The sequence below is a fragment of the Amycolatopsis sp. WAC 01375 genome (assembly GCF_003947325.1).
Classification (GTDB): Bacteria; Actinomycetota; Actinomycetes; order Mycobacteriales; family Pseudonocardiaceae; genus Amycolatopsis.
In genome coordinates, this window is the sequence record NZ_QHHW01000036.1 from 150,970 (window position 1) to 176,496 (window position 25,527).

A 25,527-nucleotide genomic window follows, 5' to 3' on the forward strand; every position below is an offset into this window, starting at 1 on the left:
CCACGCCCCGAAGCGGCGGGACAGCTACAAACGGGTGTCAGGGGCGACTGAATCGCTCACACATTCGAATGACGGACGTGATTCGGCGAGTGCTTCGGCCGAACAGTCGACAGCGGTGGCCGCCGCACGGAGTACTTCCGCGACGACCTCGACGTCGATCATCGGGGCGGTGGCCAGTGCACCCTGGCCGCCACCTTCGACCCGGCCCGCCATACCTTCGAGCGCGATGGCGAGCGCCTGCTGGCCCGCGACGAGGTGCCGGACCACTTTGAGCAGTTCGGGCACTGTCGCGGCGGTGCCCGACGCGGTCAGGGAAACGGCGAGGTCGTCCGCGCACGCCCGGAGGTGCGAGGCGACGACGGTCGGCGGCAGCGTGATCCGCTGTGGCCCGGGCGAATTCGGCTCGTGACCGAGCACATGCTCACCGCCCTCCGGATCCTTCGGGTCTCGACGGCGGACATCCTGCCACCATTACCCTCCGCACTTCGCGCGACACCCTGGTCGAGGTCAGCCGAAGCCGAGCAGGACCACCACGGCCGCTCACTCAACGCCACGATGCCGAGCACCACCGGAACGACCGGGTAGAACGACGCGAGGACGACGGCGATCGTGGTCAGTCCCTCCCGGGTGGCGAACAGGCGGCCGTGGGTTCAAACGATCAGCGGGTCAGGACGCGGCGGCCAGCAACGCGGCTTCGATCTTCGACCGCCACACCTGGTCGACCCTGCCGGTCCGTGGCGCGATGGCGAACGAGTCGACGACCGCGCCACCGAGGGTGGCCACCTTCGCCCAGCGCACCTCGGCCTCGCACCGGCGCAGCGCGCCCGCGACCCGGTACAGCAGCCCGATCCGGTTCGCGGCCCGCAGTTCGACCACGACCGTGTCGTGCCCGCTGGTCTCGTCGTCGAACCAGATCACCTTCACGTTCGCCGTGGGAGTCTCGCCGTAGTCCCGTTCCTTCGCCGCGAGCCGCTGGGTGAGCGGGAGCGTCCCGGCCACCGCCCGCGCGAACTGCTCACGCAGCAGGGTGACGTCGGGCAGCGAGCCGAACTTCGGCGACGCCGTGAACACGCCCGCCCGTCCCCCGTCGTGCCCGCGCAGGACCGCCGCGTGCACCTCGAGCGAGTTCAGCGCGAGCACCCCGGCCGCGGGAGCCAGCAGTTCGGCGCGGGCCGGGACCGCGAGAACCACGGTCACGACCTTGCCGGCGGCCGTGATGCGCACTTCACCACGGCCGGACGCGACGGCTTCGGCGACGAGTTCCCGCTGCTCGGCGCCCATCGGCTCCGGCGGTACGAATCCCTTGCCGTGCAACGCTTCCTCGCAACCGGACACGAGTTCGGCGAGCAGCCGCGCCTTCCAGTCGGTCCACACGCCCGGCCCGGTGGCCAGCGAATCGGCCGTCGTCAGCGCGTGCAGGAGTTCCAGCAGGACCAAGTTCTCGTCGAGCGTCTTCGTCACCCGCTGGATCGTGGCGGGATCGCTGATGTCCCGCCGCGTCGCGGTATGCGGCAACAACAGGTGATGCCGGACCATCGCCGACACCAGCGCGGAATCCGCGGGCGACAACCCGAGCCGCGCCGCCACCTGGGCACTGATCTTCGCACCGAGTTCGGAATGGTCCGCGTCGCGTCCCTTGCCGATGTCGTGCAGCAGCGCGCCGATCAGCAACAGATCCGGCCGCGAAACGGTGGTCGTCAGTTTCGACGCCTCGACAGCGGCACGCACGAGATGCCGGTCGACGGTCCACGAATGCACCGGCGACCTCGGCGGGAGATCCCGCACGGCACCCCATTCGGGGAACAGCCGCGCCCACAACCCGGTGCGATCCAGCGCCTCCACGGCGTCGACGAGCCCTTCGCCCGCGCCGAGCAGCTCCACCAGCGCCTTGAGGGCGTCGGCAGGCCACGGCGCACGCAGTTCCGGCGCGGTCTCGGCGAGCGCCCGCAAGGTCCCGTGCGAGATGGGCTTCCGGATCCGGGCCGAAGCCGCGGCGACCCGCAGCAGCAGCGCCGGATCCTTGGCGGGCACCGCGTCCCGCGCCAGCGCGACCTCGTTCCCGTGCAGGACGACACCTTCGTCGAGCGGCGTCCGCACCGGCCGCCGCCCGAACCGGGCCTTCGGCGGTTCCACAGTGGACCGAAGCGCAACGTCGACCGCGTACGCGATCGTCCGTCCGACACCGGAAAGCTTGCGCGCCAAGGTGAACCGGTCGCCGAACCCGAGTTCACCCGCGACCGTCTCGGCCTCCGGCGCGCTCAGGATGTCCCGCTCCCGGCGCAGTTCGCGGCGTAACTCCGTCCGGACGTCCAGCAGCAGGCTCTTGGCCGCCAGCAGTTCCTCGCCGGGCCTCGCCGTCAGCTGAGCCGCCGCCAACGCCTCCAGGATGGCGAAGTCGCGAAGCCCGCCACGGCCGTGTTTGAGATCCGGCTCGGCGGACTGCGCGATCTCACCACTGCGAGCCCAGCGCTGACGCACCGCGTCCGACAGTTCGCCGAGCCGTTTCCTGGCGGTCCGCCGCCACTGGTCCCGTGCCGCGGCGGCCAGCCTGGCGGTGATCTCGGCGTCCCCGGCGATGGGCCGGATGTCGAGCAGTCCCATCGCGGTCCGCAGATCCTCGGACGCCACCTTCAGCGCCTCACCCGGCGTGCGGACCGAGTGATCGAGGCCGATCTTGGCGTCCCACAACGGATACCAGATCGCGTCGGCGATCTCGCCGACCTTCGAGTTGCCGTTGTGCAGCAACAACAGGTCGAGGTCGGAGAAGGGCACCAGTTCGCTGCGCCCGAGGCCACCGACGGCGGCCAGCGCGACACCGGGTTCAGCGGTGTCGACGCCGGCCGCCGCGGCGCCCTTGCCCAGCCAGAATTCGTAGAGGTCGACCAGGGCCGCCCGCAAAGCGGACGCCCCCAGCCTCCCGTGCCTGCCCTCGAGCAAACGCTCGGTGGCCTTGACCAGTTCACCCCCGTCGGCCATCCGTGACGCCTATAGCGCGTCCGAGCCGCGTTCGCCGGTGCGTACCCGGATCACCGTCTCGACCGACGTCACCCAGATCTTGCCGTCGCCGATCTTGCCGGTGTGGGCGGCCGTGGTGATCGCGTCGAGGACCTTCTCCACGTTGGAATCGTCGGTGACGACCTCGACCCTCAGCTTCGCCACGAAGTCCACGGAGTACTCCGCGCCCCGGTAGACCTCGGTGTGGCCCTTCTGCCTGCCGTAGCCCTGTACCTCGCTGACCGTCATGCCGAGCACACCCAGCTGCTCCAGCGCGGAACGGACGTCGTCGAGCGTGAACGGCTTGACGATCGCGGTGATCAGCTTCATGCCTTGCTCTCCTCGAGTTTCGTGGCCGCGTTGCCGGTGGACGACTTGACCGGGATGGAGGTCGGCTGGCCGAGGCCGCCGCCCGATCCGGTGAAGTCGTACGCGCTCTCCGCGTGCTGGGCCTCATCGATACCACTGACCTCGTCCTCCGCGCTGACGCGGAATCCGCCGAGCTTCTTGATCACCCAGCCGATGACGAAGGTGAGCACGAACGAGTACACGAGGACCGCGGCCGCCGCGAGCGCCTGCTTGCCGAGCTGGCCGAGGCCACCGCCGTAGAAGAGGCCGTCGACGCCGAGCGAGTTGACGCTGGTGGTGCCGAAGAAACCGATGAGCAGCGTACCGACGAGACCACCCACGAGGTGGACGCCGACGACGTCGAGGGAGTCGTCGAAACCGAAGCGGAACTTGAGGCCGATCGCCAGAGCGCACAGGGCACCGGCGATGAGACCGATGGCGATGGCACCGAGCGGGCTGACGAACCCGGCCGCCGGGGTGATCGCGACGAGACCCGCGACGGCACCGGAAGCGGCGCCGAGAGTCGTCGGTTTGCCGACCTTGATCTGCTCGATGATCAGCCAGCCGAGGATGGCGGCCGCGGTCGCGACGGTGGTGTTGGTGAACGCGACGGCGGCGAGGTCGTTGGCGGCCAACGCCGAACCGGCGTTGAAGCCGTACCAGCCGAACCACAGCAACGCGGCGCCCAGCAGCACGAACGGCACGTTGTGCGGGCGTCCGGTGCCCTTCGGCCAGCCCTTGCGCTTGCCGAGCACGATCGCGAGCGCCAAGCCCGCCGCGCCGGCGTTGATGTGGACCGCGGTACCACCGGCGAAGTCGAGCGCCTTGAGCTGGTTGGCGATCCAGCCGCCGACCGAATCGGCGCTGATGAAGCCGTTGAACGAGAAAACCCAGTGCGCGACCGGGAAGTACACGACCGTCACCCACACCGCGACGAACAGCGTCCAGCCCCAGAACTTGGCGCGGTCGGCGATGGCACCGGAGATCAGCGCGGGCGTGATGATCGCGAACATCAGCTGGAACATCACGAAGGCGAACAGCGGCAGCGCGTCCGCGCCGGGCCACGCGACCTCGGGTGTACTACTGGTCGCGGCGGTCGCGAATCCGGCGAGTTTGCCGGAAATGGTCGAGAGACCCGCGAAGTCGAAATTACCGAGCAACCCGCCGCCCACGTCGTTGCCGAACGCCATCGTGAAACCGTAAAGCGTCCAGAGGACGCCGACCACGGCGAGCGCGATGAAGTTCATCATCAACATGTTCAGGACGCTCTTCGCGCGGACCATGCCGCCGTAGAAGAACGCCAATCCCGGTGTCATGAGCATGACCAGCGCGGCGCTGATCAGTACCCATGCCGTGTCTCCTGCGTTCAGCACAATCTTCCTCCCGTGCCTGGGGTGTACTGCGCAGGAATTTTTGGACCGCGGTGTTTCCTCGGGCGGCGATTCAGGTTTCACCCGCGTGAACTGTCGGTGCGGCGTTGTTACGTCCAGGTTTCCGGAAACCTGGTGCCTTCTGTCCGGTTGCGAAACCTCGTGGTCGAATAGGGCCATGAACGCACGTGTATCCGGCCATGACCCGCTGCCACCGGAGATCGTCCGGTCGCTGCGGTGTTCGGTCTGCGGTGACCCGGTCGGGGCAATCGACCGCACGGTGCGTTGCGGGAGAGGCCACTCGTTCGACGTAGCGAAGCAGGGTTACGTCAATCTTCTGCACGCGCGCATCCCGGCCGGCACCGCGGACACGGCGCCGATGGTCGCGGCTCGCGTCGACCTCCTCTCCTCGGGTGCTTATCTACCTCTCGCCGACGCCCTCGCGAAGGTGGCTTCGGACCATGTCGAGAGCGGGATGGTCATCGACGCCGGCGCGGGCACGGGGTACTACCTCGCGCATGTGCTCGACGCCGTCCCCGCCGCGCACGGACTGGCGCTCGACGTCTCGGCCGTCGCCCTGCGCCGGGCCGCTCGCGCACACACACGCGCGGGCGCGGCCGTGTGGAACCTGTGGGAACCCTGGCCGGTGGCGGATTCGAGCGCGTCACTGATCCTCAACGTCTTCGCGCCCCGCAACGCCCCGCAGTTCCACCGCGTCCTGACCGCGGACGGCCTGCTGGTCGTCGCGACGCCGAACCCCGGGCACCTCCGGGAACTGGGCGACCTGGTGATCTCCGTCGACGGCGGCAAGGACGCGCGGCTGGAAGACACTCTTGGCGAGCACTTCACCCGGGTGGACAGGCACGATGTCACCCAGCGCGTGACGCTGTCGCCCGCGCGGATCCGCCAGGTCGTCGAGATGGGCCCGAGCGCGCATCACCTCCACCGTGACGGACGCCGTGAACGGCTCGACGCGATCAGCGAACCGGTCGACGTCACCACGTCGTTCAGCGTCACGCTGTACCGGCCGGTGCCCTGATGGAGGCGCCCGCGACCCTGCTCGCCGACACCGCGTGGGTCGGCGCCCGCATCGGCGGCGCGGCGAAGCTCTACGGCTGCTCCCGGCCCGAGGTGCTCGGCACGATCTGGTGGTACTCGCTGTCTTCGGTCCTCGTCGCCCCCTCCATCGAATCGCTCGTCCGTGGTGAACCGCTGGATCCTTCACTCGACGCCGTCACCATCGAATTAGTCCCGGACGGGCGCTTCACCGGTGCCCGATCGTCACGGGTCCTCCCCGGCGGTCTGGCCGAACTCGGCGCCGCGTTCGCCGGAACGCTGGACACGGCGATCGGCACGATCTCGGCCGTCACCGGGGCGAATCCGCGCGCGCTGGGCGCGATCGCGACGGATTCGATCGGCAACCGCCTGCTGTGGACCGGCGACACCGAACGGGCGGTCGCGCTGGCGGCGCCGCTCGTGGCCGCGATCGGACTCGGCATGCCGGAGCCGCGGTTCAGCCGGATCGGGCGGAACACCGTGGTGCGCCGTGCTTCCTGCTGCCTGATCTACGAGGCGGGCAACCCGAAGTGCACCAGTTGCCCCCGGCAGACCCCGGAAGAACGAGACCGGCGACTTCGCGGAGCCCTCGGCTAGGTCTCGTGAGTGGTAAGGGTGGTTCTATTGAGAAGAAAGTCTCCCCGGTCGGGCGCGAGGGGGTCGTGAGTGGCGATTCGGGTTCTAACCCGAATCGCCACTCACGACCCCCGGCACCGACCACGCCACCTTTGCCTTGCGACGAAAGGTCCCTTCGTCGCATCAAACGCGGAAAGTCGCCTCAACCCCGGTCCGCTCACACCGCCGCGAGATTCTCCCCCGTCAACGCGGCCACCATCGCCGCCCGGGTGCCGACCCCCAGTTTCGTGAAGATCCGCCGCATATGCGCGGAAACCGTGTTCAGGCTGATTTCCAGTACGCCGGCGATCTGCTTGTTCGTATAGCCCCGGCTCACCATGCGCGCCACTTCGTGTTCGCGCGGGCTGAGCAGGTCGTGCGCCTCCGGCGTCACTGGTACGAGCAGGCATCTGACGCCGTGCTCGGTGAGGTCGAGCAACGGTCTCCGCATCGCGGCGTCCCCGTCGCACAGTTCCGTGACCCGCCGGACGAGTGATCTCGCCAGGCTTCGCACGGTTTCGTCGTCCGAAACGACCTTCCTCCGCTGCCGCGCGAGATCGTGTATCGGTGCCGCAGGAAATCCCACCGCCGGGCTCGTGGACATAGACCGGCCTCCCCCCTCTTGGTTTCCCTCCCTCTCTAGCAAACCCCTCCGACAGGAAAAGCGCATCGTCGATTTGTGTGACAAGTCCGCACTAGTCGATTCATGTCACACAGGAACGTGTGACTACCGGTGTGCCCCGGTTCGCGGGCAGTGTCGGGTCCGTGCTCACCGACGCGCCGCGCCGGGGACCGCGGGATTTTCACCGGAGCAGAGGAGAACGGTTATGAGCCGTGGCTATGCGGCAGTGGACGGCGAGTTGGAAGACGAGCTGAGCCGTGAGTTCGAGGACGAGTTCGAGGACGAGCTGGAGGGCGCGCTCGGCGAACTGGCCTATGAGCTGGAGGACGAGCTCGAAGACGAGGACGAGGCGCTCTACGAGTTCGAGGACGAAGACGAACTGGGTGAACTGGCCCAGGAACTCGAAGACGAACTCGAGGACGAGGACGAAGCGCTCTACGAGTTCGAGTTCGAGGACGAGGCCGAATTCGAAGCGGAGTTCGAGAACTTGGTCCGCGAGCTCGAGGCGGAGTTCGAGTTCGAGGACGAGTTCGAAGGAGAGGACTTCGTCAATCCGCTGCGTCGCCTCTATCCCGACGCCGATCAGCTGGCCCGGCTGGCCTTCCAGGCGGAACAGGCCGAGACCGAGGAGGAGGCCGAGGCGTTCATCGGACCGCTGGCGGCGCTGGCCGTCCGCGCGTTGCCCCGGCTCGCCCCGATCGTGCGCTCGGTGGCCCCGAAGATCGTCCGCGGCGCGGCCAGCCTCGGCCGCAAGCTCTGGCGCAATCCCGGCACGCGGCACCTCGTCCGGCGTATTCCGCAGATCGTCAAGCGCACCGCGGGGAAGGTCAAGGCCGGCCTCCGCAAGGGCATGCAGATGACGCCCGGCTGGCTGTCGAACGCGTTGATCGGTGGCGCTGTCAGCTTCGGTGCGGACAAGCTGCTGAAACGGCCGAACAAGAAGAGCACGCGACGCAAGCAGCCCGCTCGACGGCGTGCGGCGGCACAGCGGCCGGGCTCACAGCGTCGCCGGACCGCGCGGCGTGTCCCGGCGCGGACCGCTGCCCAGCGCAACCGGCGCCGTGCCGCACAGAGCAAGCGGGCGCGCGGCCGTGCGCGCCGCCGTTAGGGCGCTCCCCGCGGCATCCGGTGCCCCGGTCCCTCCCGCCGGAGCGCGGCGGGCGAGGCCATCCGGCGGGAGGGAGCTGGAGGCATGGGTCCTCTCCCAGGCCACCAACGTGGAGCGGCATCTGGACGCGTTGCGGCCGTTCCGCTGGTCGGAGTTCGGCGATCCGGCGACCGGGCCGAGCCGGGCCCATCTGGCGGCGGTCAACCGCATGATGGCGACCCTGCGGGGGCCGTTGTCCACCGCGACGCGCGTGGCCCGCGAGAGCGCGCAGGAGGCGGTGGCGCGGCCGGAACAGGCCGAGCTCGCCCGGCTCCTGCTGGCGAAGTCCCGCGCCCAGCGCTGGGTCCGGACCACCGAACGGGTCTGGGACTTCTACCTCGACCTGTTCAACCAGCGGCAGGGCGCGTTCGCCCCGTGGCTGGTGGCCTGCGACCGGGTGGCGCTCGACTGCTACCAGTACGCGTACCTCGGGATCGGGCACTGGCGGTCGATCCCGACCCCGCCGCCGTTCTGCTACCTGCGCACCGGTTCCGGCCCGGCCACCTCGCGCCGCGGGATCCCCTTGCGGCGGCTGGGAAACCGGCTGAACCCGTTCCCGCTGATCCAGCTTCCGTACCACCGGCTGGTGAACCCGTGGACGCTCGGCGCGGTCCTGCACGAGGTGAGCCACAACCTGCAGAACGACCTGGGCCTCGCCAGGGCGATTCCGCTGCAGGTCGCGGCGAGGCTCGTCGAGGCGGGGGTGCCACGGGCGGTGACCGGTACGTGGGTCAGGTGGAACCGCGAGACCTTCGCCGACCTGTCCGCGCTGTTGCTGGGCGGTCCGGCGGTCGCCGGTTCGCTGTTCGACGTCATCGGGCGCACCGAACTCGAAACGACGGTGTTCTCCCCACGCGCGGTGCACCCGGTGCCGTACCTGCGGGCGAAGATCTCGGTCGAGTTGTTGCGCCGCATGGGTTTCACCCAGCACGCGGATGCCTACGCGGCGTTGTGGCGGAAGCTGTACCCGAGGGCGAAGCTGATCAACGCACCGCCGGCACTGCTGAAAACGGCGGACAAGGCGATCCCCGTGGTGGTGGACGCGATGTGCTTCACCTCGTTCCCCTCACTGGGCCATCGTCCCCTCGCGAAGGCGCTGCGGTTCGAAGCCAAGGAACAGGCGATGATCGAGGAAGCGGCGGAAAGACTGGCCGACGGCGTGTCCCCGGGTGTGGTGCCGGAACGGTTCCTGATCGGCGCGGTCCGGTACGCGCTCGAAGAGGGAATGGCCCCGCCGAAGCGGCTTTCCGGTTTCTTCATGGAAGAGCTCGGCAGGAGGTCGAGATGACCATCCACACCGAATTCTCCCGGCTGGGCAAGGAAGTGAACCAGGTGGCCGCGTGCTGGCGGGCACTGGAGATCAGCGTCTCCGAGGACAGGCCCGACGGCGTCGGGCTCGCCGCCGCGGATCATCTCGCCGAAGTCGTCCTCGACGGCACCGGCGAGGTCGAAGCGGCCACACGTGCGACACGGCGCCCGGTGAGCGCCGAGTCGTTGCACACCACGGCGTCGTCGCTGCTGAAGCTGCGGCGCCGGGTGGACGGGCAGTGCCGTTCGCACCACGCGGTTTCCGGGCTGCTGCGCGCGGTGCACGGACGGGAACAGGAATGGCGGGGCTGGGCGAAGAGCTTCCACGCCGGGGTGGACCAATGCGCCATCGCCTTGTCCTCGGCGGAGGACGTGATGGTGCGGTGCTGGCGTGAAGCAGTGGAACTGGCCGAATTCAAGGGATGTGGGGCGACCCGATGACGATCAACGACGACCGCGGCGCGACGTTGCCGCGTGCACAGGACATCGACAGCGCGTATCCGCTGTCGACCGGGCAGTACCCACCGCCGTCGGCGGCACCCGGCGCACTCGCCGAACAGACGATCAGCGACACGCTCGGCTGGAAGTGGCGCGAGGGTGACACGAAAGGCTTCGTGGCGGCGCTGACCGGCAGCTTCGAGCTGAAAGAGGTCCAAGGGCGCACCGAGGCCAAGTGGACACCGCGCGGGTACGCGATCCAAGCCGACCTCGGCGCCGTCACCGGCGGACAGGCCTCGCTCGCGGCGAGGGCCCGGAGCGCGGTCAAGGACTCGCTCGCGCTGCTCGACTCGCTCCGTCCACTGAGGACGGATTCGGACCCCGAGAACGCCGAAGGCTTCCGTGCGCTCGTCCGGCACGATCTCGAACAGATCCGGCAGGAGCTCGAGAGCCCGCTGCTCCGCGTGGCACGGGTCGATCAGCTCTTCCTGCTGCTACTCGGAGACGGGACGCGAGGGCACCTCGGCCAGTTGCGGGACGAGCTCGGCCTGGTCTCGGGCAAGGTCAACACGATCGAGGAGGAACGGATCCAGACCTCCTTCATCACGCTGACGGATTGGGTGGTCTCGTTGTTCAGGGGCTGGCAGGACGCACGCGACAAGATCGATCCGTTCTCGCAGCCGGCAGGTGGTCAGCCGTTCTTCGGCCCCGCCGTTGTCGCTCTTTCCCGGCTGTTGTCCGCGGCGGCGTCCCAGGTCGACGAGGTCGTCGCGATGCTGCGATCGGTCTTCATCCAGCAGGAAGATCTGGAAGTGCTCCGTGTCCCCGACCCGGAGGGCGGGACCATGTCGCTCGGCGGGCTGCTGCGCTGGATCCGCGAATTCGCCACCTTCGAGGGCGGCAAGCTGATCGAGTCGGCGGGCAAGGAGGGTGTCGGCACGTCGTTCATCCAGATCGCGAGGCGGCTTCAGCGCATCGTGGCGAACCTGCCCCGGCAGAGCACCGGCGGCCCCAACGGGGACGTCCCCGGCAACTTCCGCGCGTCACTTCCCCCGGGCTTCTTCAGCTCCCGTGTGCAACGGGCCATCGACGAACTCGACGACCATCTGCAGGAGGTCGTCCGGATCGCCGAGCCGATCGGGCGGCCCGGCACGCCGTCGTCGCCGTCCGACCCGAACCCACCGGCCCCGCCCACCCCGCAGCTCATGCCGCAGCCGACGTCCCCTCCGCCTCCGCTGCCCCCGCCCTCGTCCGGGCGGACGCCGGCGGTGCCGTCGGTCGCCGAGCTGCGCGAAGGGCACGCCCTCCAGGAAGAGCAGACACCACCCGAGGCGGAGGAACCGCCGAAACCCCGGACCACGCGCAAGCGGACCGGGCAGTAGCCGGACCCGTACGGGAGGACGACGATGGGCACGGAAAAGGAATACCGGGAACTGTTCGACCGGGTCGCGGCACTTCGCGGCCAGGTCGCCGGGAAGCTCGCCAACGAACTGGGCAGCGATCCGAAGCTCGGCGACGCGGTCCTCAAACAGCTGGACGACATGCTCACCGCGGTCGAGGCCGAACAGCGGGGCAGACCAGGTCCGGCGGACGGCGGGATCGCGCAACTCGTCGGTCTCGGCGACAGCTCGGCCGCGGACCTCGGGGCGACGGCGATGCCGCCTGGCGTCGACGCCTACGACGAGACGGTCGCTTCGGAGCGGGTCATCGCGGTCGGCGATCTGTACTACCTGTACCAGCACGAGCGGATCGGCGTGTTCCGTGTGGTGCAGAAACTGCAGGAGCTGTTCCAGGGCGGCGCGATCCGGCTTTCCGATGGCCCCGGCGCCTTCGGCCTGTACCGGTTCGACCGGCGGGACGTGCTGCGTTACACCCGGCGGGATCGCATCAGCGCGTACCGGCGAGTGCTCGGCTACGGCAAGGGGCTCGGTTCGGCGAACTCGCGGCCGAACACCGACTTCCACCAGCTGTTCACGCAGTTCAGCAACCAGGTGGCGTTGTTCTGGCGGGACAAGCGGATCTCCGACGTCGTCCGGGAACGCGCGTACGACCCGAGCTTCGGCAGTGTCGCGGTGGTGCGGCGCAGCGGGCTGGACCTGCGGAACAACCTGAAGTTCACCTCGTACGGCCATCTGAACGTGCTGCGGGTCGAGGTCATGCAGCTGTTGACGGAGGCGTTCAAGATCCTCGGCTCGGAGGATGTGCTGGATCTGTTCGGCGCCGCCAACGCGTGGGACACCGTGGACGAGGTGCTGATCCGCCACTTCGACCAGCGACTGGTGTCCTCGCCTCGGCAGCGGATGGCGGTCACCGGACGTCAGGTGCTGCGCTGGCTCGCGGCGCCGCACATCCTCGAGACCACCCGGTCGGAGTTCGAGGCTTTACTGCTCGAGATCGCCGAGCCCGCCGAAGAGTGGCTGACGTCGGCGCAGTCCCTGCGGCTGGCGGATCGGACGAACTCGCGCGAGGTGCTGCCCGCCGACCGGCAGCGGCCGGCCGGGGTCGCGGTGTCCCGCGCCGAATCGCGGCCGGTCACCCCGCGGCGGAACGGTCACCGCCCTGGCACGGTGATCACCCTCGACCGCCAGTAGGACGGGTGGCCACGGGATGGGATGGATGGTCACCGGGTGGGACGAGCGGTAGCGTCGGGCGCGATGAGTGAACGCACCTGGGGCTTCCGCACCCGCGCCCTGCACGCGGGCGGGACGCCCGACCCGGCGACCGGCGCCCGCGCCGTGCCCATCTACCAGACCACGAGCTTCGTCTTCGAGGACGCGGCCGACGCGGCGAACCTGTTCGCGTTGCAGAAGTACGGCAACATCTACAGCCGCATCGGCAACCCGACGGTCGCGGCCTTCGAGGAACGCTTGGCCAGCCTCGAAGGCGCGATCGGCGGGGTCGCGACCAGCAGTGGCCAGGCGGCCGAGTTCCTGACCTTCTCCGCGCTCGCCGAGGCGGGAGACCACATCGTCTCCGCCGGTGGGCTCTACGGCGGGACGGTCACGCAGCTCACCGGGACGCTGCGCCGCTTCGGGATCGAGACCACCTTCGTCAGCGGTGACCGCATCGAGGACTACGCGGCCGCCATCACCGAGCGGACGAAGCTGATCTTCACCGAGGTCATCGGCAATCCCGGCGGCGCGATCGCCGACCTCGCCGGGCTGGCCGAGCTCGCGCACGCGCATGACATCCCGCTGGTCGTCGACGCCACGCTGGCGACGCCGTACCTGTGCCGCCCGATCGAGCACGGCGCCGACATCGTGCTGCATTCGGCCACGAAATTCCTCGGCGGGCACGGCACCACGCTGGGCGGGGTGGTCGTCGAATCCGGGAAGTTCGACTGGGGGAACGGGAAGTTCCCGCGGATGACGGAGACCGTCGAAAGCTACGGCGGCCTGAAGTACTGGGAGAACTTCGGCGAATACGCCTTCTGCACCCGGCTCCGTGCCGAGCAGTTGCGCGACATCGGCGCCGTCCTCTCCCCGCACTCGGCCTTCCTCCTGCTGCAAGGCGTCGAGACGCTGCCGCAGCGGATGGACGCCCACGTCGCCAACGCGCGTGCCGTCGCGGAGTACCTCGCGAACGACAGCAGGGTGGCCTGGGTGAACTACGCGGGCCTGCCGGAGCATCCGCACCACGACCGCGCGAAGAAGTACCTGCCCGCCGGACCGGGCGCCGTGTTCTCCTTCGGTGTCGACGGGGGCCGCACGGCCGGGGAGACGTTCGTGAACTCCGTCGAACTGCTGTCGCATCTGGCGAACGTCGGGGACGCGCGGACGCTGGTCATCCATCCGGCGTCCACCACCCATCAGCAGCTTTCGGAGGACCGGTTGCGCGCGGCGGGTGTCGGCCCGGACCTGATCCGCCTGTCGGTCGGGCTGGAGGACGTCGACGACATCCTGTGGGATCTCGATCAGGCACTCGGCAAGGCGGTGGCGGGATGAGCCACGACGTCGGCGCGGTCGAGCGCCGCCGCATCCTTTCGCGGACGAAGTCGGTGACCATCGTCGGCGCCTCGAACAACCCGGCGCGGCCGAGCTACTTCGTCGCGACGTACCTGCTCTCCTCCAGCAAGTACCAGGTCAACTTCGTGAACCCGCGGCTGGACGAACTCCTCGGACAGCCGGTGTACCCGTCGCTTGCCGACGTTCCCGGCGAAGTCGACCTGGTCAGCGTGTTCCGCAAGCACGACGACCTCCCCGGCGTCGCCGAGGAGGTCGTCAGGGCCGGAGCGCGCACGCTCTGGCTGCAACTGGGCCTGTGGCACGAACCCGTCGCCGACAGTGCGCTCGAGGCCGGACTGGACGTGGTGATGAACCGCTGCGTCAAGATCGAGCACGCCCGGTTCGCCGGTGGGCTCCACCTCGCCGGTTTCAACACCGGCGTGATCAGCTCACGACGCCAGTCCGCCCCCTGAGGCGTTACTCCGCCGCGGTGTTCACCGTGAACGGCAGCCACTGCACGGTGGCCCCGTTCGCGGGCGAGACCGGCATCCGCCAGTTCTGGCAGCCACGACCGGGGATCCGGTCCCAGATGAACAGCGGTGCTCCCTGGCCCGCGGTGCAGCCCTGGTCCAGCAGCTTGCCCGCGTTCTGGACGGCGTACCGGTAAACCCCCGTGCCGACCGTCTGCGGTTCGATCGTCCACTTCTGGCACGCGCCCGCGACGCGGTCGTAGGTGGTCACCGGGTTTCCGCTGGCCGTATGGCAGCCGGTGTTGTCCAAAACCTGCCCGGAATGCTTGGCACGGAACTGGTAGTAGCCGTCACCGGTGCCCCACGGGAAGAACTTCTGGCAGTCCGCGCCGTTCGACGGCCACTGCTGCACCTTGGTCCCGTTGTTCCAGCCGCATGCGGCGACATCGGCGTAGAGCCCGCTCGACACCGCTTGCAGTGAGACCCAGGCGTCGTCGGCGAACTCTTCACCGGGATCGAACGTGGTGGCCCGGAACCGGTAGCTGTGGTTCTCCTGCAACAGTCCCGGCGGCACCGTCCAGGTCGCGGTGGTGCCGGAGGGGACGTCCCACTTCCAGAAGTCCCCGATCATCGTTTCGCCTTCGTAGACGTAGAAGACCGCGGTGACGTTGCCGCCGTCGGGGTCCGTCGGCGTAAAGCGCAGCGTCGGGGTGAGGGATTTCGTGTGGGTGACGCCGCCGATGTCGACGCGGTCCGAGATGTCGTGCCCGGCGGCGGGATTCGGCCGCTGGTTCCGGTAGGTCACCTCGATGTACGGCGACTTGCCGCCCTCGCCGGACGAGAACTTCTTCCAGCCGAAGGAATCCGACTCGTTCTCCGCCTTCAGCACCATCGAGCCGGTGGTGACCCCCGAACCGGCCCAGGCACCGACCAGGTTCCCGATCGGGGTCCGGACCCAGTCGGCCGCGCAGGCCGCGCTGTAGCCACGGGTCGCGTTCGTCGTCGCCCATCGCGTGCGGGGCGGCGGCTGGTTCGCCCAGCGAGTGCCCGTGTCGGCAGGCAGGGAGTCCCAGATCTCCCAGTTGCGCGGCGAGCAGGAGTAGGAATGGTTGCCCCACAACGACAACGTGGCCGACTCGATGGCGGCGCCGCGGAACCGCGCCACGTCGAAGTGGAGATACGACCGGGCCTTCGTGGCTCCGCCGTCATAGGTGCCGATGCGGAGTTCGGTGGCACCCGACTGGTCGGTGGTCGCGATGTTCGACTGCGTGAAGGTGTCGAAGTTCGTCCACACCGACACACCCGGATCGACGATGACCGGATAGGACCGCGCCGGGTCGGCGAAGTAGCCCGCGTCCGGCGTCACGTTCAGGCCGAGTGTTCCGCGTTCCTTGGCGGACACCACTTTCCCGACCTTCACCTTGGCGACGGGGTCGCCACTGCGCTGGTCGATCCGCGAGTCCCACATCTCGGCGGCGGGCACGCTGCCCACCACCGCGCCGGACGCCGTGACCAGCTGCGTGTTCCCGTCCGCGTCGGTGCGCGGCGTGAGCCCGGTCGCCCGGAGCGGCAGCGCGAACGTCAACGCGCGATCGGGACGGCGCTTGACGACGAAGAACTGCTCGAAACCGGTCCGCGTGGCCTTGACCTGCAGGTCGACGCCGGGCTGGATCTCCGGGTACGTGGCGGTCTCGCCGGTCAGCACCGGCTCGGGCAGCGCGCCCGGGTACTGCAGGGCGACCTTCCCGTCCCGGCTCTGCACGGTGGCGAGATCACCGCTCTTGGCGCTCGCGCCCGCCAGCACGAGTTCGCGTGGATGCGCCTTCGGCCGGACGAGCCCGTCCGCGCTCTTCTCCAGTGTCAGGTCGACAGGCACCCAGTCACCACCGCGGCGGACGTGGACCGGACCGCCGTGCACCTGGGTGGTGCGGGAACCGTCGGGATTGGCGAACGTGGACGAGTTCTCGGTGCGTTCCGAGCGCATCTCGACCGGCTTCTGCTGCGAACGCGCCACGGTTTCGGGCGACGTCGCTTGCGCGGGGGCGGCGAACACGGCGCTCCCGGCCAGGCAAGCGGCGAAAAGCACGAGGCCCCGCCGCGGAATTCTTCGGATTTCAGCTTGCACTTCGGTCTCCCCGGGAAGTGGATGAAGTTGACATGTCGGTTACGCATGTCACACCCACGAGGGTTGCCCGCCGCTCGAAAAAATCCGGACGCGTGAGAAGGTGGCGGTATGGCCAAACCGACGCCGCTGCAGATCAGGAACATCGTCATGGCACTGCTCATGGCGGGTGCCCTGGTGTGGAACCTGTCCATCGGCGGCGCTTGGTGGCTCACCGCGATCTTCTCGGTCGGAATCGTCCTCTCGCTGTTCTCCGCCTACCTGAACCGGCCGGGCGCGCGCCCCTGACCCCGCGTTTCAGGAGCGCGCGGCCTCGAAGCGCGAAGTGAGGTCAGCGCGGCCCCGATCGGTCAGCGCACCGAAGAGACGCAGGCGCGCCATCCCGCCGTCGGGATAGATGTCGAGACGCACTTCGGTCACCTCGGGTCCCTCGGCGAGTGCGAACCGGTGCCGGGTGTCCGGTTGCAGACGCGTCTTCGGCAGCAACTCGACCCACTCGCCATCGCCGTCTCGGCCGCTCAGTGCCGCCCAGCCCGGCGCGTTGCCCTTGAGGTTGCTGTTGTCCAGTTCGGCGAACCGGACGACGCCCGCGCCGGCGAGCCGCACCGTGACCCAGTCGTTCCCGTCGTCCCGGCGCCGCGCGGTCTCCCAGCCTTCGGCCTGATGCGCGGCGAGCCCTGGCGAGAAGAGGTTGTTGGGCGAGGAATAGAACATGTCGCTGCATCCGGTGACCACCGCGCCGTTCTCCAGCGCGGCGAGGTCGAGCGCGCCGGGATCGAGCAGACGAGGGTCCGGGATCGGCGTGCCGTGCACACGCAGCCGGGCCACGCCGCCGTCCGGATGCATGGTCAGCCGGACGTGCGTGTAGCGCTTGCTCCCGCCGATCTCGAAGAAGTTCTCCGTGTGCCCCGCCGCCGCGCCGCGTTTCACCAGCACGTCCCAGTCCACTTCGGACAGTTCGGCGGTGTTGGGATAGCCGTCGACGGCGCACGCCTCCACCGAGACGAACGGCGGGTAGTTGCCCTTGAAGAATGCGGTGTCCACGACGACCCCGGTGATCGCGCCAGCCAGACCGAGCCGGACGACGGCCTGGTCGTCGCCGGGCTCACGGTGCCGCCGGGTCTCCCAGCCGTCGTAGACCTGCCCCTTGGGCCCGAAGGTCTCCGTCTGATGCGCGGGCACCCACGGGTTGACCAGGTTTTCCTTCTCGGCGAACAACTCGTCCGTCGCCCACATCACGGTCCCGCCGAACTTGCGCGAGGCCAGATCGGGCCGGGCTGTCCACTCAGGACGGTCGTTCACGGCATCCTCCATCTCAGCAGTCACCCCGGGTCAGCAGAACGCCTGCCGGGTCTTCACCGGTGATCTCCTCGCCCCGCAGCCACGTGCTCCGGACGACACCGGCGAGCGGCCGTCCGTGGTAAGCGCTGACCGGGTTGCGGTGTTTCAACTTCGCGACGTCGACGACGAAAGCCTCGTCGGGTGCGAACACGCTGAAATCCGCGTCGTAGCCCGGCGCGAGATGACCTTTGCGGCGCATGCCCGCCTGCGCGGCCGGATGCTCGGCCATCCAGCGGACGACGTCGGTGAGCGCGAACCCGCGCTGCCGCGCCTGGGTCCAGACGGCGGGCAGGCCGAGTTGCAGACCGGCGATCCCGCCCCAGGCGAGCCCGAAATCGCCGCTGTCGAAGCGTTTCAGCTCCGGGGTGCACGGCGAATGGTCGGTCACCACGCAGTCGATGACGCCGTCCGCGAGGCCCTGCCACAACAGTTCGCGGTTCCCTGCCTCACGGATCGGCGGGCAGCACTTGAACTGCGTGGCGCCGTCGCCGATCTCCTCCGCGGTGAAACTCAGGTAGTGCGGACAGGTCTCGGCGGTCAGCCGGACACCGTCGCGCCGCGCGCTCTCGACCATCGGCAGCGCGTCCGAAGAGGACAGATGCAGGATGTGCGCGCGGACACCGGTCTTCCTCGCGAGCTCGATGACCTGCGCGATCGCCACGTTCTCCGCGCCGCGCGGACGCGAGTGCAGGAAGTCCTCATACTTCTCGCCGTGCGGGTCGGGGGCGTGATCGATCGCGTCGGAGTCCTCCGCGTGCACGATGATCATGCCGTCGAAGGTCCGCAGTTCGGTCATCGCCTCTTCGAGTCCTCGCGCGTCCAGCGGCGGGAACTCGTCCACTCCGGAATGCAGCAGGAAGGACTTGAAACCGAACACCCCGGCCTCGTGCAGGCCGCGCAGCTCCGCGAGGTTGCCGGGGATCGCACCGCCCCAGAACCCGACGTCGACGTGCACCCGGCCCTCGGCGGTCTTGCGCTTCACCTCCAGCGCCGCGACGTCCACCGTCGGCGGCAGGCTGTTCAGCGGCATGTCCACGATGGTGGTGACCCCGCCGGCCGCGGCCGCGCGCGTCGCCGACGCGAAACCCTCCCATTCGGTCCGGCCCGGGTCGTTGACGTGCACATGGGTGTCCACGAGCCCCGGCAGCAGGACGACGTCCTCGCCGAGTTCGAGCACCCGATCGCCGTCCAGGTCGGCGCCGGCGGGCTCGACCGCGACGATGCGGCCGTCGTCGACACCGATGGTCGCGGGTACCTCTCCGGCAGCCGTCACGGCTCGCGCGGCCTTGATCACCAAGTCCATCTAAAGCCTCCAGCTTCCACTCAGTGGAATCGAGGTTTCGCTCTCCGACATTAACTCCGGCCATCCTGCTCGTCAACGAGCCCTGGCGGCGCTACCTTCGCTGGGTGCAGTTAGAAGCCGAGTTCACCAGCGAACCGTTCCACGGCGAGGGCCCGCCACCCGAACACGCCGTCAAAGCCCGCGACACCGCGGAGGACGCGGGTCTGTCCGCCGACTTCGGCCCGCTCGGCACCCTCGTCCGCGGCGATGCCGACACCCTCCTCGACGCGCTTCCCGCCATCGCCAGGGCGGCGCTGAACGGCGGCGCCACCCGCGTGACCCTCCAGCTCCGGCAGGTCGGCGACGACAAGAGCGAGCCCGCGGTCGAACTGCACAGTGCGCTCGCCCGGCTCATCGGCGACGTCGAACGCGAACTCGGCGGCAAACTCGACACCCTCGACCGCGCCACCAAGCAGCGCGCGGTGCGACTGCTCAAGGAACGCGGCGCGTTCGGCCTCCGCAAATCGGTGTCGACCGTCGCCGAAGCACTGGGGGTCACGAGGTTCACGGTCTACAACTACCTCAACCGAGACCAAGAATGAAGAGCTGTTTCAACAAAATGTTGACGGCGGTGGAAGCACCGCCGTACCGTCGGTTCCCGTGCCGCTCACCATTCGAGAGTTCAACCAGGCTCCCGCTCAGGACGTCCGGCCGGCGCTGACAGCCTGCCTCGACGTCCCGCGCTGGGTGGAAACCCTGCTGGCCAGGCGTCCGTACGCCGACCTCGCCGCGCTGCTCGCCACGGCGGAGACGCTCACCCCGTTGCGTCCCGAAGAGGTCCGGCGCGCCATGGCCGCCCATCCCCGGATCGGGGAGAAAGCGGGGGGCGCGAGCACCGAGGCAGGCTGGTCACGCTCGGAACAGTCCGGTGTGGACGGTGACGCGGCGCGCGAGTTCGCCGCGGCCAACGCCGAGTACGAGGCGACGTTCGGGCACGTCTTCCTGGTCTGCGCGAGCGGCCGGAGCGGCGCCGAACTGCTGGAAAACCTGCGTTCGAGGCTCTCGAACGACCCCGAGAAGGAACTCGAAGTGGCCGGCCAAGAGCTGGCCAGGATCGCCGCGCTGCGGCTGGAGAAGGCGGTGACGGCATGAGCCTCGTGACCACGCACATCCTCGACACCGCCGCGGGACGGCCCGCGGCGGGGGTCGGGGTCCGCCTCGAAACCGGCGCGGGCGAACCCGTCGCCGAAGGGCGGACCGACGCCGACGGCCGGATCCGCGACCTCGGCCCGGAAACCCTGGAACCCGGGGTGTACCGGCTGGTCTTCGACACCGGCGCCCACCTAGGCCCGGACTCCTTCTTCCCCGAAGTCACCCTGACCTTCCGCATCGCCGACGGGACCGAGCACCACCACGTGCCGTTGCTGCTGAGCCCGTTCGCCTATTCCACCTATCGAGGGAGCTGATCGCCCGTGGCCATCACCCTGGGCCCCAACCAGTACGGCAAGGCCGAAGTCCGGCTCGTCACCGTCCGGCGCGAAGGCACCGTCCACCACCTCAAAGACCTCACCGTTTCGACGTCGCTGCGCGGCGACCTCGCGGCCCCACACCTCACCGGCGACAACGCCGACGTCGTCGCGACCGACACCCAGAAGAACACCGTGTACGCCTTCGCCAAGGAGGCGCCCGTCGGCGAGATCGAGGACTTCGCGCTGCGACTCGGGCGGCATTTCGTCGGCTCGAATCAGCACATCACCGGCGCCCGGATCCTGATCGACGAACACGGCTGGAACCGCATCTCCGGCCACGACCACGCGTTCTCCGAGGCGGGCGGCGAAAAGCGCACGACCGCGGTGACCGTTCAGGGCGACCAGGCCTGGGTGGTGTCCGGTTTGGACGATCTCGTGGTGCTCAAGTCGACCGGCTCGGAGTTCCACGGCTTCCCTCGCGACGAGTACACGACGCTGGCCGAGACGAACGACCGGATCCTCGCCACCGCCGTGACCGCGCGCTGGCGCTACCAGGGCGACGGGATCGACTGGGCCACGAGCCACGCCGAAGTGCGGAGGATCCTGCTGGAGACCTTCGCGGACAAGCACAGCCTCTCCCTGCAGCAGACGCTGTACGCGATGGGAGAGGCTGTGCTCAAGGAACGCGAAGAGGTCGCCGAAGTCCGGCTCTCACTGCCGAACAAGCACCACTTCCTGGTGGACCTGTCGCCGTTCGGGCTGAAGAACGACAACGAGGTCTTTTACGCCGCCGACCGTCCGTACGGCCTCATCGAGGGTGTCGTCCTCCGCGATGACGCGGAGGACCCAGGCCTGGCCTGGCACACCCTCGCCACCTTCTAGGGCACGGGCAGCGGCATACCGGGGACGCTCTGGTCGGCGGGGACGATCCCGTCGACCAGGTACGCGTTCACGATCTCGTCCAGCTTGGGGTTCCCGTCGGCGTAGAGCCCGTGGTCACCCTCACCGGTCACGGTCAGCATCCGCGAGTTCGCGAACCCCGCGTGCGCCTTCCGGGCGCCCTCGATCGCCGTGGCCGGATCGTGCTCGGAGTGCACGATCAGCACCGGCGGGACCCCCTTGCCGTCCATTTTCGGCAGCGGACGGGGTTCCTTGTCCCAGAACAGGCAGACCGAGGCGTTCAGCGTGCCGCCACCCGCCAGGAGCAGACCTCGGTCGAGGTTCCGCTGCGAAGCGCGGATCAGCGACTCGCGGGTGCCGATGAAACGTCCCTCACCACAGAGGGTGTTCCAGAAGGTGGCGTCTTGCGCGTCGGGGTGGTCACCCGCCGCCTCGACGGCGGCCTTGGCCTCGGCCTTCGCCCCCGGGTTCTCCATCGCGTCCCGGATCTTGACCAGCAGGTCGGCCAGCGCCGGGAAGGTCGCCTTCTTGTACAGCATGTAGATGATGGCGGTGTCGAGTTCCATCGGCCCGCTCCCGTTCAGCGGGTTGCGGGACAAGGCGTAGCGGACCCGCTCGTAGGTCTGCCGGACCTCTTCGCCGTTGGTGCCGAAGTGGTACTTCGCGTCGTACCGCGCCATCCACGGCAGGAAGTCCTGCCGCCAGCGCCGCTCGAAGCCGACCGGCTGCCGGTCGAACGTCTTCTGCCAGTCCGTGGTGAACTCCGTCGAGGAGTCCAGCACGAATCGCCCGGTCCGCTGCGGGAACTGCTGCGCGTAGTGCGCGCCCAGCCAGGTGCCGCCCGAATACCCGACCCAGTTGATCTTCTCCCGGCCGAGCAGGTCGCGGAGCAGATCGAAGTCCCTGATCGTCTGGTACGTGGTGATCAGCGGCCCGAGTTCGCCGCCGGCGCTCTGGCAGGACCTGGCCACGTGTTCGGCGTTGGCCAGGATCTGGTTCAGATTGCGCGGATCCCGGTCGCGAGGATCCAGCTGCCGGATCAGTCCGGCCGTGCCCCGGCAGGTGACGTTCGTGCTCTTGCCGGTCCCGCGCACGTCGATACCGATGATGTCCTGGTGCTCGCGCAGCTTCTCCTGCCCGCGGAACATCGTCGGCTGCCAGCGGCCGGCGCCGCCCGGCCCGCCCGGGTTGGTGAGCAGCGAGGCCGTCGAGGTCCCGGTGGCCTTCAGCCTGCTGACCGCGATGGTCAGGTCCTGCCGCTCGTCCGCACGATCCCAGTCCCGGGGCGTGCGGAACGTCGAGCATTCGAGCCCGCTGATGTCGGTGCCCGGCGGCAACGAGATCAGGTCCGATTCGGCGCAGGGGACCCACGCCAGCTTCTGGTCGGCGTAGTGAGCCGGGACGCCCGCCGAAGCCGGTGTGGCTCCGGCGAGCAGCCCGCCCACGATCACCGGGAGCAACCCGGCGACCAAGAACCGCTTCATGCACTTCCCCCTTCTTCCTTGGTTTCCCAACGGCTCACGACGCTAGGGCCGGGCACACCGGGCGAACATCGACCGCAGGTAGCGCCGGAAGGTGAACCAAGGATCGAGGGACGGCTAGGTCCGAGGCACAAGTCCCGCCGCGGCGGCCTTGCGCTGGAGTTCGTCCGCGGTGGTCACGTTCCGCGCGTCGGGGGCCTTCGTGGACACCGCGGTGGTTCCGCCTAGCGCTTTGAAGATCAGGTCGGCTTCGGCCTTCATGCCCGCCGCGTACGGGTGGTAGGCCACCGCCCGGAACAGATCGGTGGTCTTGCCGCTCACCCAGGCCGCATCACCCGAACAGGCGTCGTGCCCGAGGCTCGGCCCGTAGGTGTCGACGTAGCGGGCGCCCTGTTTGCGGGCGGCCGTCGACACGGCCTTGTTGAGCGCGCGCTCAACCTCGTCGGCCCAGGCGTAGTCACCGTCGGCGAACGGGACCACGCTGGGGCAGTAACCCGTCGGCGGCACGATCCGCGGGTACCCGACCAGCACGATCGTGGCGGCGGGCGAACGTTCCCGGACGCCCTTGACGACGCGTTCGAGGTTCCGCCGGGTGTTCTCGATCGCCGCGAGCAGGGTGTCGGTCCCGTTGATCGTGAAGTGGTCCTTGCACGGCGAGCCGGTCGGATCGCTGTCGCGCAGCTCAGGACATTTGCCGATGAGGCTGCCGAAGACGCCGTAGTCGTTGCCGCCGATGCCGATGGTCACCAGGTCGGTGTCCAGGGTCAGCGCGTCGAACTGCGGCGGCGCGCTGGCGAGCGCCAGGCTCGGCGAAGGCACCACCTGCGGTTTCGTCATGTTCGTGGTGTCCGCCGACGAGCAGCTGACGTCGGTGAAGGCGCCCGATTCGTGGTAAAGCCCGAGCTTGGTGGCGAGCCAGGCCGGATAGTTGTTGTTCGACCGGAAACACCAGCTCGCCTGCTGCCACGGGATCAGCGGGCCCGCGGTGTAGGAGTCGCCGAGAGCGACGTACTTGCGGAAGGACGGGGTCTCGGCGGCGCTCGCGGGTGTGCCCAAACTCGCTAGCGAGAGGACAGCCAGCAGCGTGGCGAGGACAAGTCGGGCGGTACGGCGCATGGCGACCTCGTGATCCGTCGTTGGACTACCGGCCGATCCTGGCAAGTTCCCACCGCCGTCCACAATAGATGTGAGCATCTTTCACGTTTCAGGGGTTAGATAGAACGCTCTATCATGGAGACGTGACTGGAACGCGGGAACGCATCGTGAACGCCGGCGCCGAACTGCTCCGCCGGAACGGGTACACCGGCACCGGGGTGAAGCAGATCGTCGAAGCCGCGAAAGCGCCCTTCGGCTCGCTCTACCACTTCTTCCCCGGCGGCAAGGAACAGCTCGGCGAAGAGGTCATCCGCACCTCGGGGATGATGTACCTCGCGCTGTTCGAGATCTTCTTCGCCGACGAACCGGACCTCGTCCACGGCATCGAGGCGTGCTTCGCCAGCGCGGCCGAGACACTGAAAGCGACCGACTACGCCGACGCGTGCCCCATCGCGACGGTCGCGCTCGAGGTCGCCAGCACCAACGAGAAGCTGCGGATCGCGACGGCCGACGTGTTCACGGCGTGGATCGAGACCGGGGCCGAGAAGCTGGGCAAGTACGGCCTCGAACCCGCGGCCGCCCGGCAGCTCACGATCGCTTTGGTGAACAGCCTCGAAGGCGCGTTCGTGCTGAGCCGATCGCTGCGTGACACCGAAGCGCTCGAGGTCGCGGGGCTGTCGTCCGTCGCCTTGGCGCGCACATTGCTCCCGGCTGCGTGAAGCACCGACGGCGGACTGCTGAACACCGGGTTCTTCCCGCAACGGGCAACGACTTCCGGCCGACCTAGCGGTCACAGAAGCCGAAATCCGTTTGGGGAGCACATGATCATCAGAAAGCTCGTGATCGGCACCATCGCCGCCGCCGCACTGCTCACCGCGGGCGCCGTACCCGCGTCCGCCACCGAAGTCCAGCCGTCCACCCTCACCACGACCACCGGCAGCACGCGGATCGACGCCGGGGAGAGCGTCACGATCTCCGGGAAGCTCACCAAGGCCGACGCCACGCCGATCGCGGGCGCCGAGGTGGGGATCTCGTTCTGTTTCAACGGCTTCTGCGGCGAGGCTCAGGCCAAGCCGGTCACCGACGCCACCGGTGTCTACAGCGCGACGCTGACGCCGATCCGCACCGGCAACTACCACGCCGACTTCTTCTCCACCGACCCGTCGATCGCGAGCTCGCGCGCCGACACCTCGAAGATCGTCGTGCTCCATCCCTCGGCGATCACGTCGTTCGCGGCGGGCCGTGGCGCGGACAAGGCCGTGACCGCGTCCGGCACGATCGAGTTCCCCGGCCGCTACACCGCGAACCCGATCCCGGTCGACCTCCAGTACTTCTCACTCGCCACCTACCGCTGGACCACGGCGGCGACGGTCGAGGCCACGTGGAACGGCACCACCTGGGCTTTCGCGACTTCGGCCGAGCACCGCAAACCCGGTGTCTGGCGGGCCTTCTACGCGGGTGCGCCCGAGATGTTCCACCCGGCGGCGAGCAATCTCGTCTTCGTGCTGTGACGTTCCGTGAAGGC

General features: G+C 68.9%; 26 protein-coding genes. 16 read left to right on the plus strand and 10 right to left on the minus strand.

Features of this window, described 5'->3' with window-relative positions; genetic code table 11:
- Window positions 1-24: 24 nt before the first annotated feature.
- The 4 genes from DL991_RS23590 to DL991_RS23605 form a co-directional block, all read right to left on the minus strand.
- Window positions 25-417, minus strand: coding sequence for a hypothetical protein (locus DL991_RS23590; protein WP_125786515.1), 393 nt, complete (start codon window positions 415-417; stop codon window positions 25-27).
- Window positions 418-666: 249 nt separating this feature from the next.
- Window positions 667-2,976, minus strand: coding sequence for a [protein-PII] uridylyltransferase (locus DL991_RS23595; RefSeq protein WP_125786516.1), 2,310 nt, complete (start codon window positions 2,974-2,976; stop codon window positions 667-669).
- Window positions 2,977-2,985: 9 nt separating this feature from the next.
- A complete protein-coding gene (locus tag DL991_RS23600) occupies window positions 2,986-3,324 on the minus strand; it encodes a P-II family nitrogen regulator (protein ID WP_125786517.1) in 339 nt (112 codons plus the stop codon).
- Window positions 3,321-4,715: an ammonium transporter gene (locus DL991_RS23605; RefSeq protein WP_199746419.1), complete on the minus strand. Its 1,395-nt coding sequence runs from the start codon at window positions 4,713-4,715 to the stop codon at window positions 3,321-3,323. The genes DL991_RS23600 and DL991_RS23605 overlap by 4 nt, the downstream gene beginning before the upstream one ends.
- Before the next feature lie 175 nt (window positions 4,716-4,890).
- On the opposite strand from DL991_RS23605, the gene DL991_RS23610 reads away from it, so the two are divergent.
- Entirely contained in the window at window positions 4,891-5,751 is an 861-nt protein-coding gene (locus DL991_RS23610; protein ID WP_125786518.1) for a putative RNA methyltransferase, read from the plus strand.
- Window positions 5,751-6,365, plus strand: a complete 615-nt coding sequence (locus tag DL991_RS23615; protein ID WP_125786519.1) for a (2Fe-2S)-binding protein — start codon at window positions 5,751-5,753, stop codon at window positions 6,363-6,365. The genes DL991_RS23610 and DL991_RS23615 overlap by 1 nt, the downstream gene beginning before the upstream one ends.
- 196 nt (window positions 6,366-6,561) lie before the next feature.
- Here DL991_RS23615 and DL991_RS23620 read toward each other — a convergent pair whose 3' ends face one another.
- Window positions 6,562-6,987, minus strand: coding sequence for a LuxR family transcriptional regulator (locus DL991_RS23620; protein ID WP_125786520.1), 426 nt, complete (start codon window positions 6,985-6,987; stop codon window positions 6,562-6,564).
- Window positions 6,988-7,210: 223 nt separating this feature from the next.
- On the opposite strand from DL991_RS23620, the gene DL991_RS42680 reads away from it, so the two are divergent.
- From DL991_RS42680 to DL991_RS23655, 7 genes are all read left to right on the plus strand, one after another.
- Window positions 7,211-8,113 carry a hypothetical protein gene (locus DL991_RS42680; protein WP_158634447.1) on the plus strand — a complete coding sequence of 301 codons (903 nt, stop codon included), beginning with the start codon at window positions 7,211-7,213 and terminating at the stop codon, window positions 8,111-8,113.
- The gene (locus tag DL991_RS23630; protein WP_125786521.1) at window positions 8,097-9,440 is read left to right on the plus strand and encodes a hypothetical protein; all 1,344 of its coding nucleotides are present in this window, start codon (window positions 8,097-8,099) and stop codon (window positions 9,438-9,440) included. Before DL991_RS42680 ends, DL991_RS23630 begins: the two co-directional genes overlap by 17 nt.
- Window positions 9,437-9,901 carry a hypothetical protein gene (locus DL991_RS23635; protein ID WP_125786522.1) on the plus strand — a complete coding sequence of 155 codons (465 nt, stop codon included), beginning with the start codon at window positions 9,437-9,439 and terminating at the stop codon, window positions 9,899-9,901. The genes DL991_RS23630 and DL991_RS23635 overlap by 4 nt, the downstream gene beginning before the upstream one ends.
- Window positions 9,898-11,280, plus strand: a complete 1,383-nt coding sequence (locus DL991_RS23640; RefSeq protein WP_125786523.1) for a hypothetical protein — start codon at window positions 9,898-9,900, stop codon at window positions 11,278-11,280. Before DL991_RS23635 ends, DL991_RS23640 begins: the two co-directional genes overlap by 4 nt.
- A 24-nt stretch (window positions 11,281-11,304) precedes the next feature.
- Window positions 11,305-12,489, plus strand: coding sequence for a hypothetical protein (locus DL991_RS23645; RefSeq protein WP_125786524.1), 1,185 nt, complete (start codon window positions 11,305-11,307; stop codon window positions 12,487-12,489).
- 63 nt (window positions 12,490-12,552) lie between these two features.
- Entirely contained in the window at window positions 12,553-13,842 is a 1,290-nt protein-coding gene (locus DL991_RS23650; RefSeq protein ID WP_125786525.1) for an O-acetylhomoserine aminocarboxypropyltransferase/cysteine synthase family protein, read from the plus strand.
- Window positions 13,839-14,315, plus strand: a complete 477-nt coding sequence (locus tag DL991_RS23655; protein ID WP_125786526.1) for a CoA-binding protein — start codon at window positions 13,839-13,841, stop codon at window positions 14,313-14,315. The genes DL991_RS23650 and DL991_RS23655 overlap by 4 nt, the downstream gene beginning before the upstream one ends.
- A gap of 4 nt (window positions 14,316-14,319) precedes the next feature.
- Here DL991_RS23655 and DL991_RS23660 read toward each other — a convergent pair whose 3' ends face one another.
- Window positions 14,320-16,437 carry an RICIN domain-containing protein gene (locus tag DL991_RS23660; protein WP_125786527.1) on the minus strand — a complete coding sequence of 706 codons (2,118 nt, stop codon included), beginning with the start codon at window positions 16,435-16,437 and terminating at the stop codon, window positions 14,320-14,322.
- Window positions 16,438-16,545: 108 nt separating this feature from the next.
- Here DL991_RS23660 and DL991_RS42990 point away from each other — a divergent pair, with 108 nt between their 5' ends.
- Entirely contained in the window at window positions 16,546-16,722 is a 177-nt protein-coding gene (locus DL991_RS42990) for a hypothetical protein (RefSeq protein WP_199746417.1), read from the plus strand.
- Window positions 16,723-16,731: 9 nt separating this feature from the next.
- Here the strand turns inward: DL991_RS42990 and alc are convergent, their stop codons facing one another.
- A complete protein-coding gene (gene alc, locus DL991_RS23665) occupies window positions 16,732-17,748 on the minus strand; it encodes an allantoicase (RefSeq protein ID WP_125786528.1) in 1,017 nt (338 codons plus the stop codon).
- Between the two features lies 1 nt (window position 17,749).
- Window positions 17,750-19,078 (minus strand): allantoinase AllB, encoded by a 1,329-nt coding sequence (allB, locus tag DL991_RS23670; RefSeq protein WP_125786529.1) that lies wholly within the window; start codon window positions 19,076-19,078, stop codon window positions 17,750-17,752.
- Window positions 19,079-19,182: 104 nt separating this feature from the next.
- On the opposite strand from allB, the gene DL991_RS23675 reads away from it, so the two are divergent.
- The 4 genes from DL991_RS23675 to pucL are packed head-to-tail and all read left to right on the plus strand — an operon-like array spanning window position 19,183 to window position 21,408.
- Window positions 19,183-19,659 (plus strand): helix-turn-helix domain-containing protein, encoded by a 477-nt coding sequence (locus tag DL991_RS23675; RefSeq protein ID WP_125786530.1) that lies wholly within the window; start codon window positions 19,183-19,185, stop codon window positions 19,657-19,659.
- 58 nt (window positions 19,660-19,717) lie between these two features.
- On the plus strand, window positions 19,718-20,209 hold the full coding sequence (uraD, locus tag DL991_RS23680) for a 2-oxo-4-hydroxy-4-carboxy-5-ureidoimidazoline decarboxylase (RefSeq protein WP_125786531.1): 492 nt from the start codon (window positions 19,718-19,720) through the stop codon (window positions 20,207-20,209).
- Window positions 20,206-20,523 carry a hydroxyisourate hydrolase gene (gene uraH, locus DL991_RS23685; RefSeq protein ID WP_125786532.1) on the plus strand — a complete coding sequence of 106 codons (318 nt, stop codon included), beginning with the start codon at window positions 20,206-20,208 and terminating at the stop codon, window positions 20,521-20,523. Before uraD ends, uraH begins: the two co-directional genes overlap by 4 nt.
- A 6-nt stretch (window positions 20,524-20,529) precedes the next feature.
- Window positions 20,530-21,408: a factor-independent urate hydroxylase gene (gene pucL, locus DL991_RS23690; protein ID WP_125786533.1), complete on the plus strand. Its 879-nt coding sequence runs from the start codon at window positions 20,530-20,532 to the stop codon at window positions 21,406-21,408.
- Here pucL and DL991_RS23695 read toward each other — a convergent pair.
- Complete coding sequence (locus DL991_RS23695; RefSeq protein ID WP_125786534.1) at window positions 21,405-22,910, minus strand: alpha/beta hydrolase; 1,506 nt, start codon at window positions 22,908-22,910, stop codon at window positions 21,405-21,407. The two genes, pucL and DL991_RS23695, sit on opposite strands and share 4 nt — an antisense overlap.
- A 114-nt stretch (window positions 22,911-23,024) precedes the next feature.
- Complete coding sequence (locus tag DL991_RS23700; protein WP_125786535.1) at window positions 23,025-24,023, minus strand: SGNH/GDSL hydrolase family protein; 999 nt, start codon at window positions 24,021-24,023, stop codon at window positions 23,025-23,027.
- A 146-nt stretch (window positions 24,024-24,169) separates the two neighbouring features.
- On the opposite strand from DL991_RS23700, the gene DL991_RS23705 reads away from it, so the two are divergent.
- Window positions 24,170-24,721: a TetR/AcrR family transcriptional regulator gene (locus tag DL991_RS23705; RefSeq protein WP_125786936.1), complete on the plus strand. Its 552-nt coding sequence runs from the start codon at window positions 24,170-24,172 to the stop codon at window positions 24,719-24,721.
- 102 nt (window positions 24,722-24,823) lie between these two features.
- Entirely contained in the window at window positions 24,824-25,513 is a 690-nt protein-coding gene (locus tag DL991_RS23710; protein WP_125786536.1) for a hypothetical protein, read from the plus strand.
- Window positions 25,514-25,527: the final 14 nt, after the last annotated feature.

Bases quoted from the DNA above. Each gene is read 5' to 3' on its own strand.
- DL991_RS23695 (WP_125786534.1), bottom strand. From the start codon at position 22,910: ATGAAGCGGTTCTTGGTCGCCGGGTTGCTCCCGGTGATCGTGGGCGGG.
- uraH (WP_125786532.1), top strand. From the start codon at position 20,206: ATGAGCCTCGTGACCACGCACATCCTCGACACCGCCGCGGGACGGCCC.
- DL991_RS23640 (WP_125786523.1), top strand. From the start codon at position 9,898: ATGACGATCAACGACGACCGCGGCGCGACGTTGCCGCGTGCACAGGAC.
- DL991_RS23645 (WP_125786524.1), top strand. From the start codon at position 11,305: ATGGGCACGGAAAAGGAATACCGGGAACTGTTCGACCGGGTCGCGGCA.
- DL991_RS23595 (WP_125786516.1), bottom strand. From the start codon at position 2,976: ATGGCCGACGGGGGTGAACTGGTCAAGGCCACCGAGCGTTTGCTCGAG.
- DL991_RS23650 (WP_125786525.1), top strand. From the start codon at position 12,553: ATGAGTGAACGCACCTGGGGCTTCCGCACCCGCGCCCTGCACGCGGGC.
- DL991_RS23635 (WP_125786522.1), top strand. From the start codon at position 9,437: ATGACCATCCACACCGAATTCTCCCGGCTGGGCAAGGAAGTGAACCAG.
- DL991_RS23700 (WP_125786535.1), bottom strand. From the start codon at position 24,023: ATGCGCCGTACCGCCCGACTTGTCCTCGCCACGCTGCTGGCTGTCCTC.
- DL991_RS23620 (WP_125786520.1), bottom strand. From the start codon at position 6,987: ATGTCCACGAGCCCGGCGGTGGGATTTCCTGCGGCACCGATACACGAT.
- DL991_RS23610 (WP_125786518.1), top strand. From the start codon at position 4,891: ATGAACGCACGTGTATCCGGCCATGACCCGCTGCCACCGGAGATCGTC.
- DL991_RS23655 (WP_125786526.1), top strand. From the start codon at position 13,839: ATGAGCCACGACGTCGGCGCGGTCGAGCGCCGCCGCATCCTTTCGCGG.
- alc (WP_125786528.1), bottom strand. From the start codon at position 17,748: ATGGAGGATGCCGTGAACGACCGTCCTGAGTGGACAGCCCGGCCCGAT.
- allB (WP_125786529.1), bottom strand. From the start codon at position 19,078: ATGGACTTGGTGATCAAGGCCGCGCGAGCCGTGACGGCTGCCGGAGAG.
- DL991_RS23615 (WP_125786519.1), top strand. From the start codon at position 5,751: ATGGAGGCGCCCGCGACCCTGCTCGCCGACACCGCGTGGGTCGGCGCC.
- DL991_RS23600 (WP_125786517.1), bottom strand. From the start codon at position 3,324: ATGAAGCTGATCACCGCGATCGTCAAGCCGTTCACGCTCGACGACGTC.
- DL991_RS23710 (WP_125786536.1), top strand. From the start codon at position 24,824: ATGATCATCAGAAAGCTCGTGATCGGCACCATCGCCGCCGCCGCACTG.
- DL991_RS42680 (WP_158634447.1), top strand. From the start codon at position 7,211: ATGAGCCGTGGCTATGCGGCAGTGGACGGCGAGTTGGAAGACGAGCTG.
- DL991_RS42990 (WP_199746417.1), top strand. From the start codon at position 16,546: ATGGCCAAACCGACGCCGCTGCAGATCAGGAACATCGTCATGGCACTG.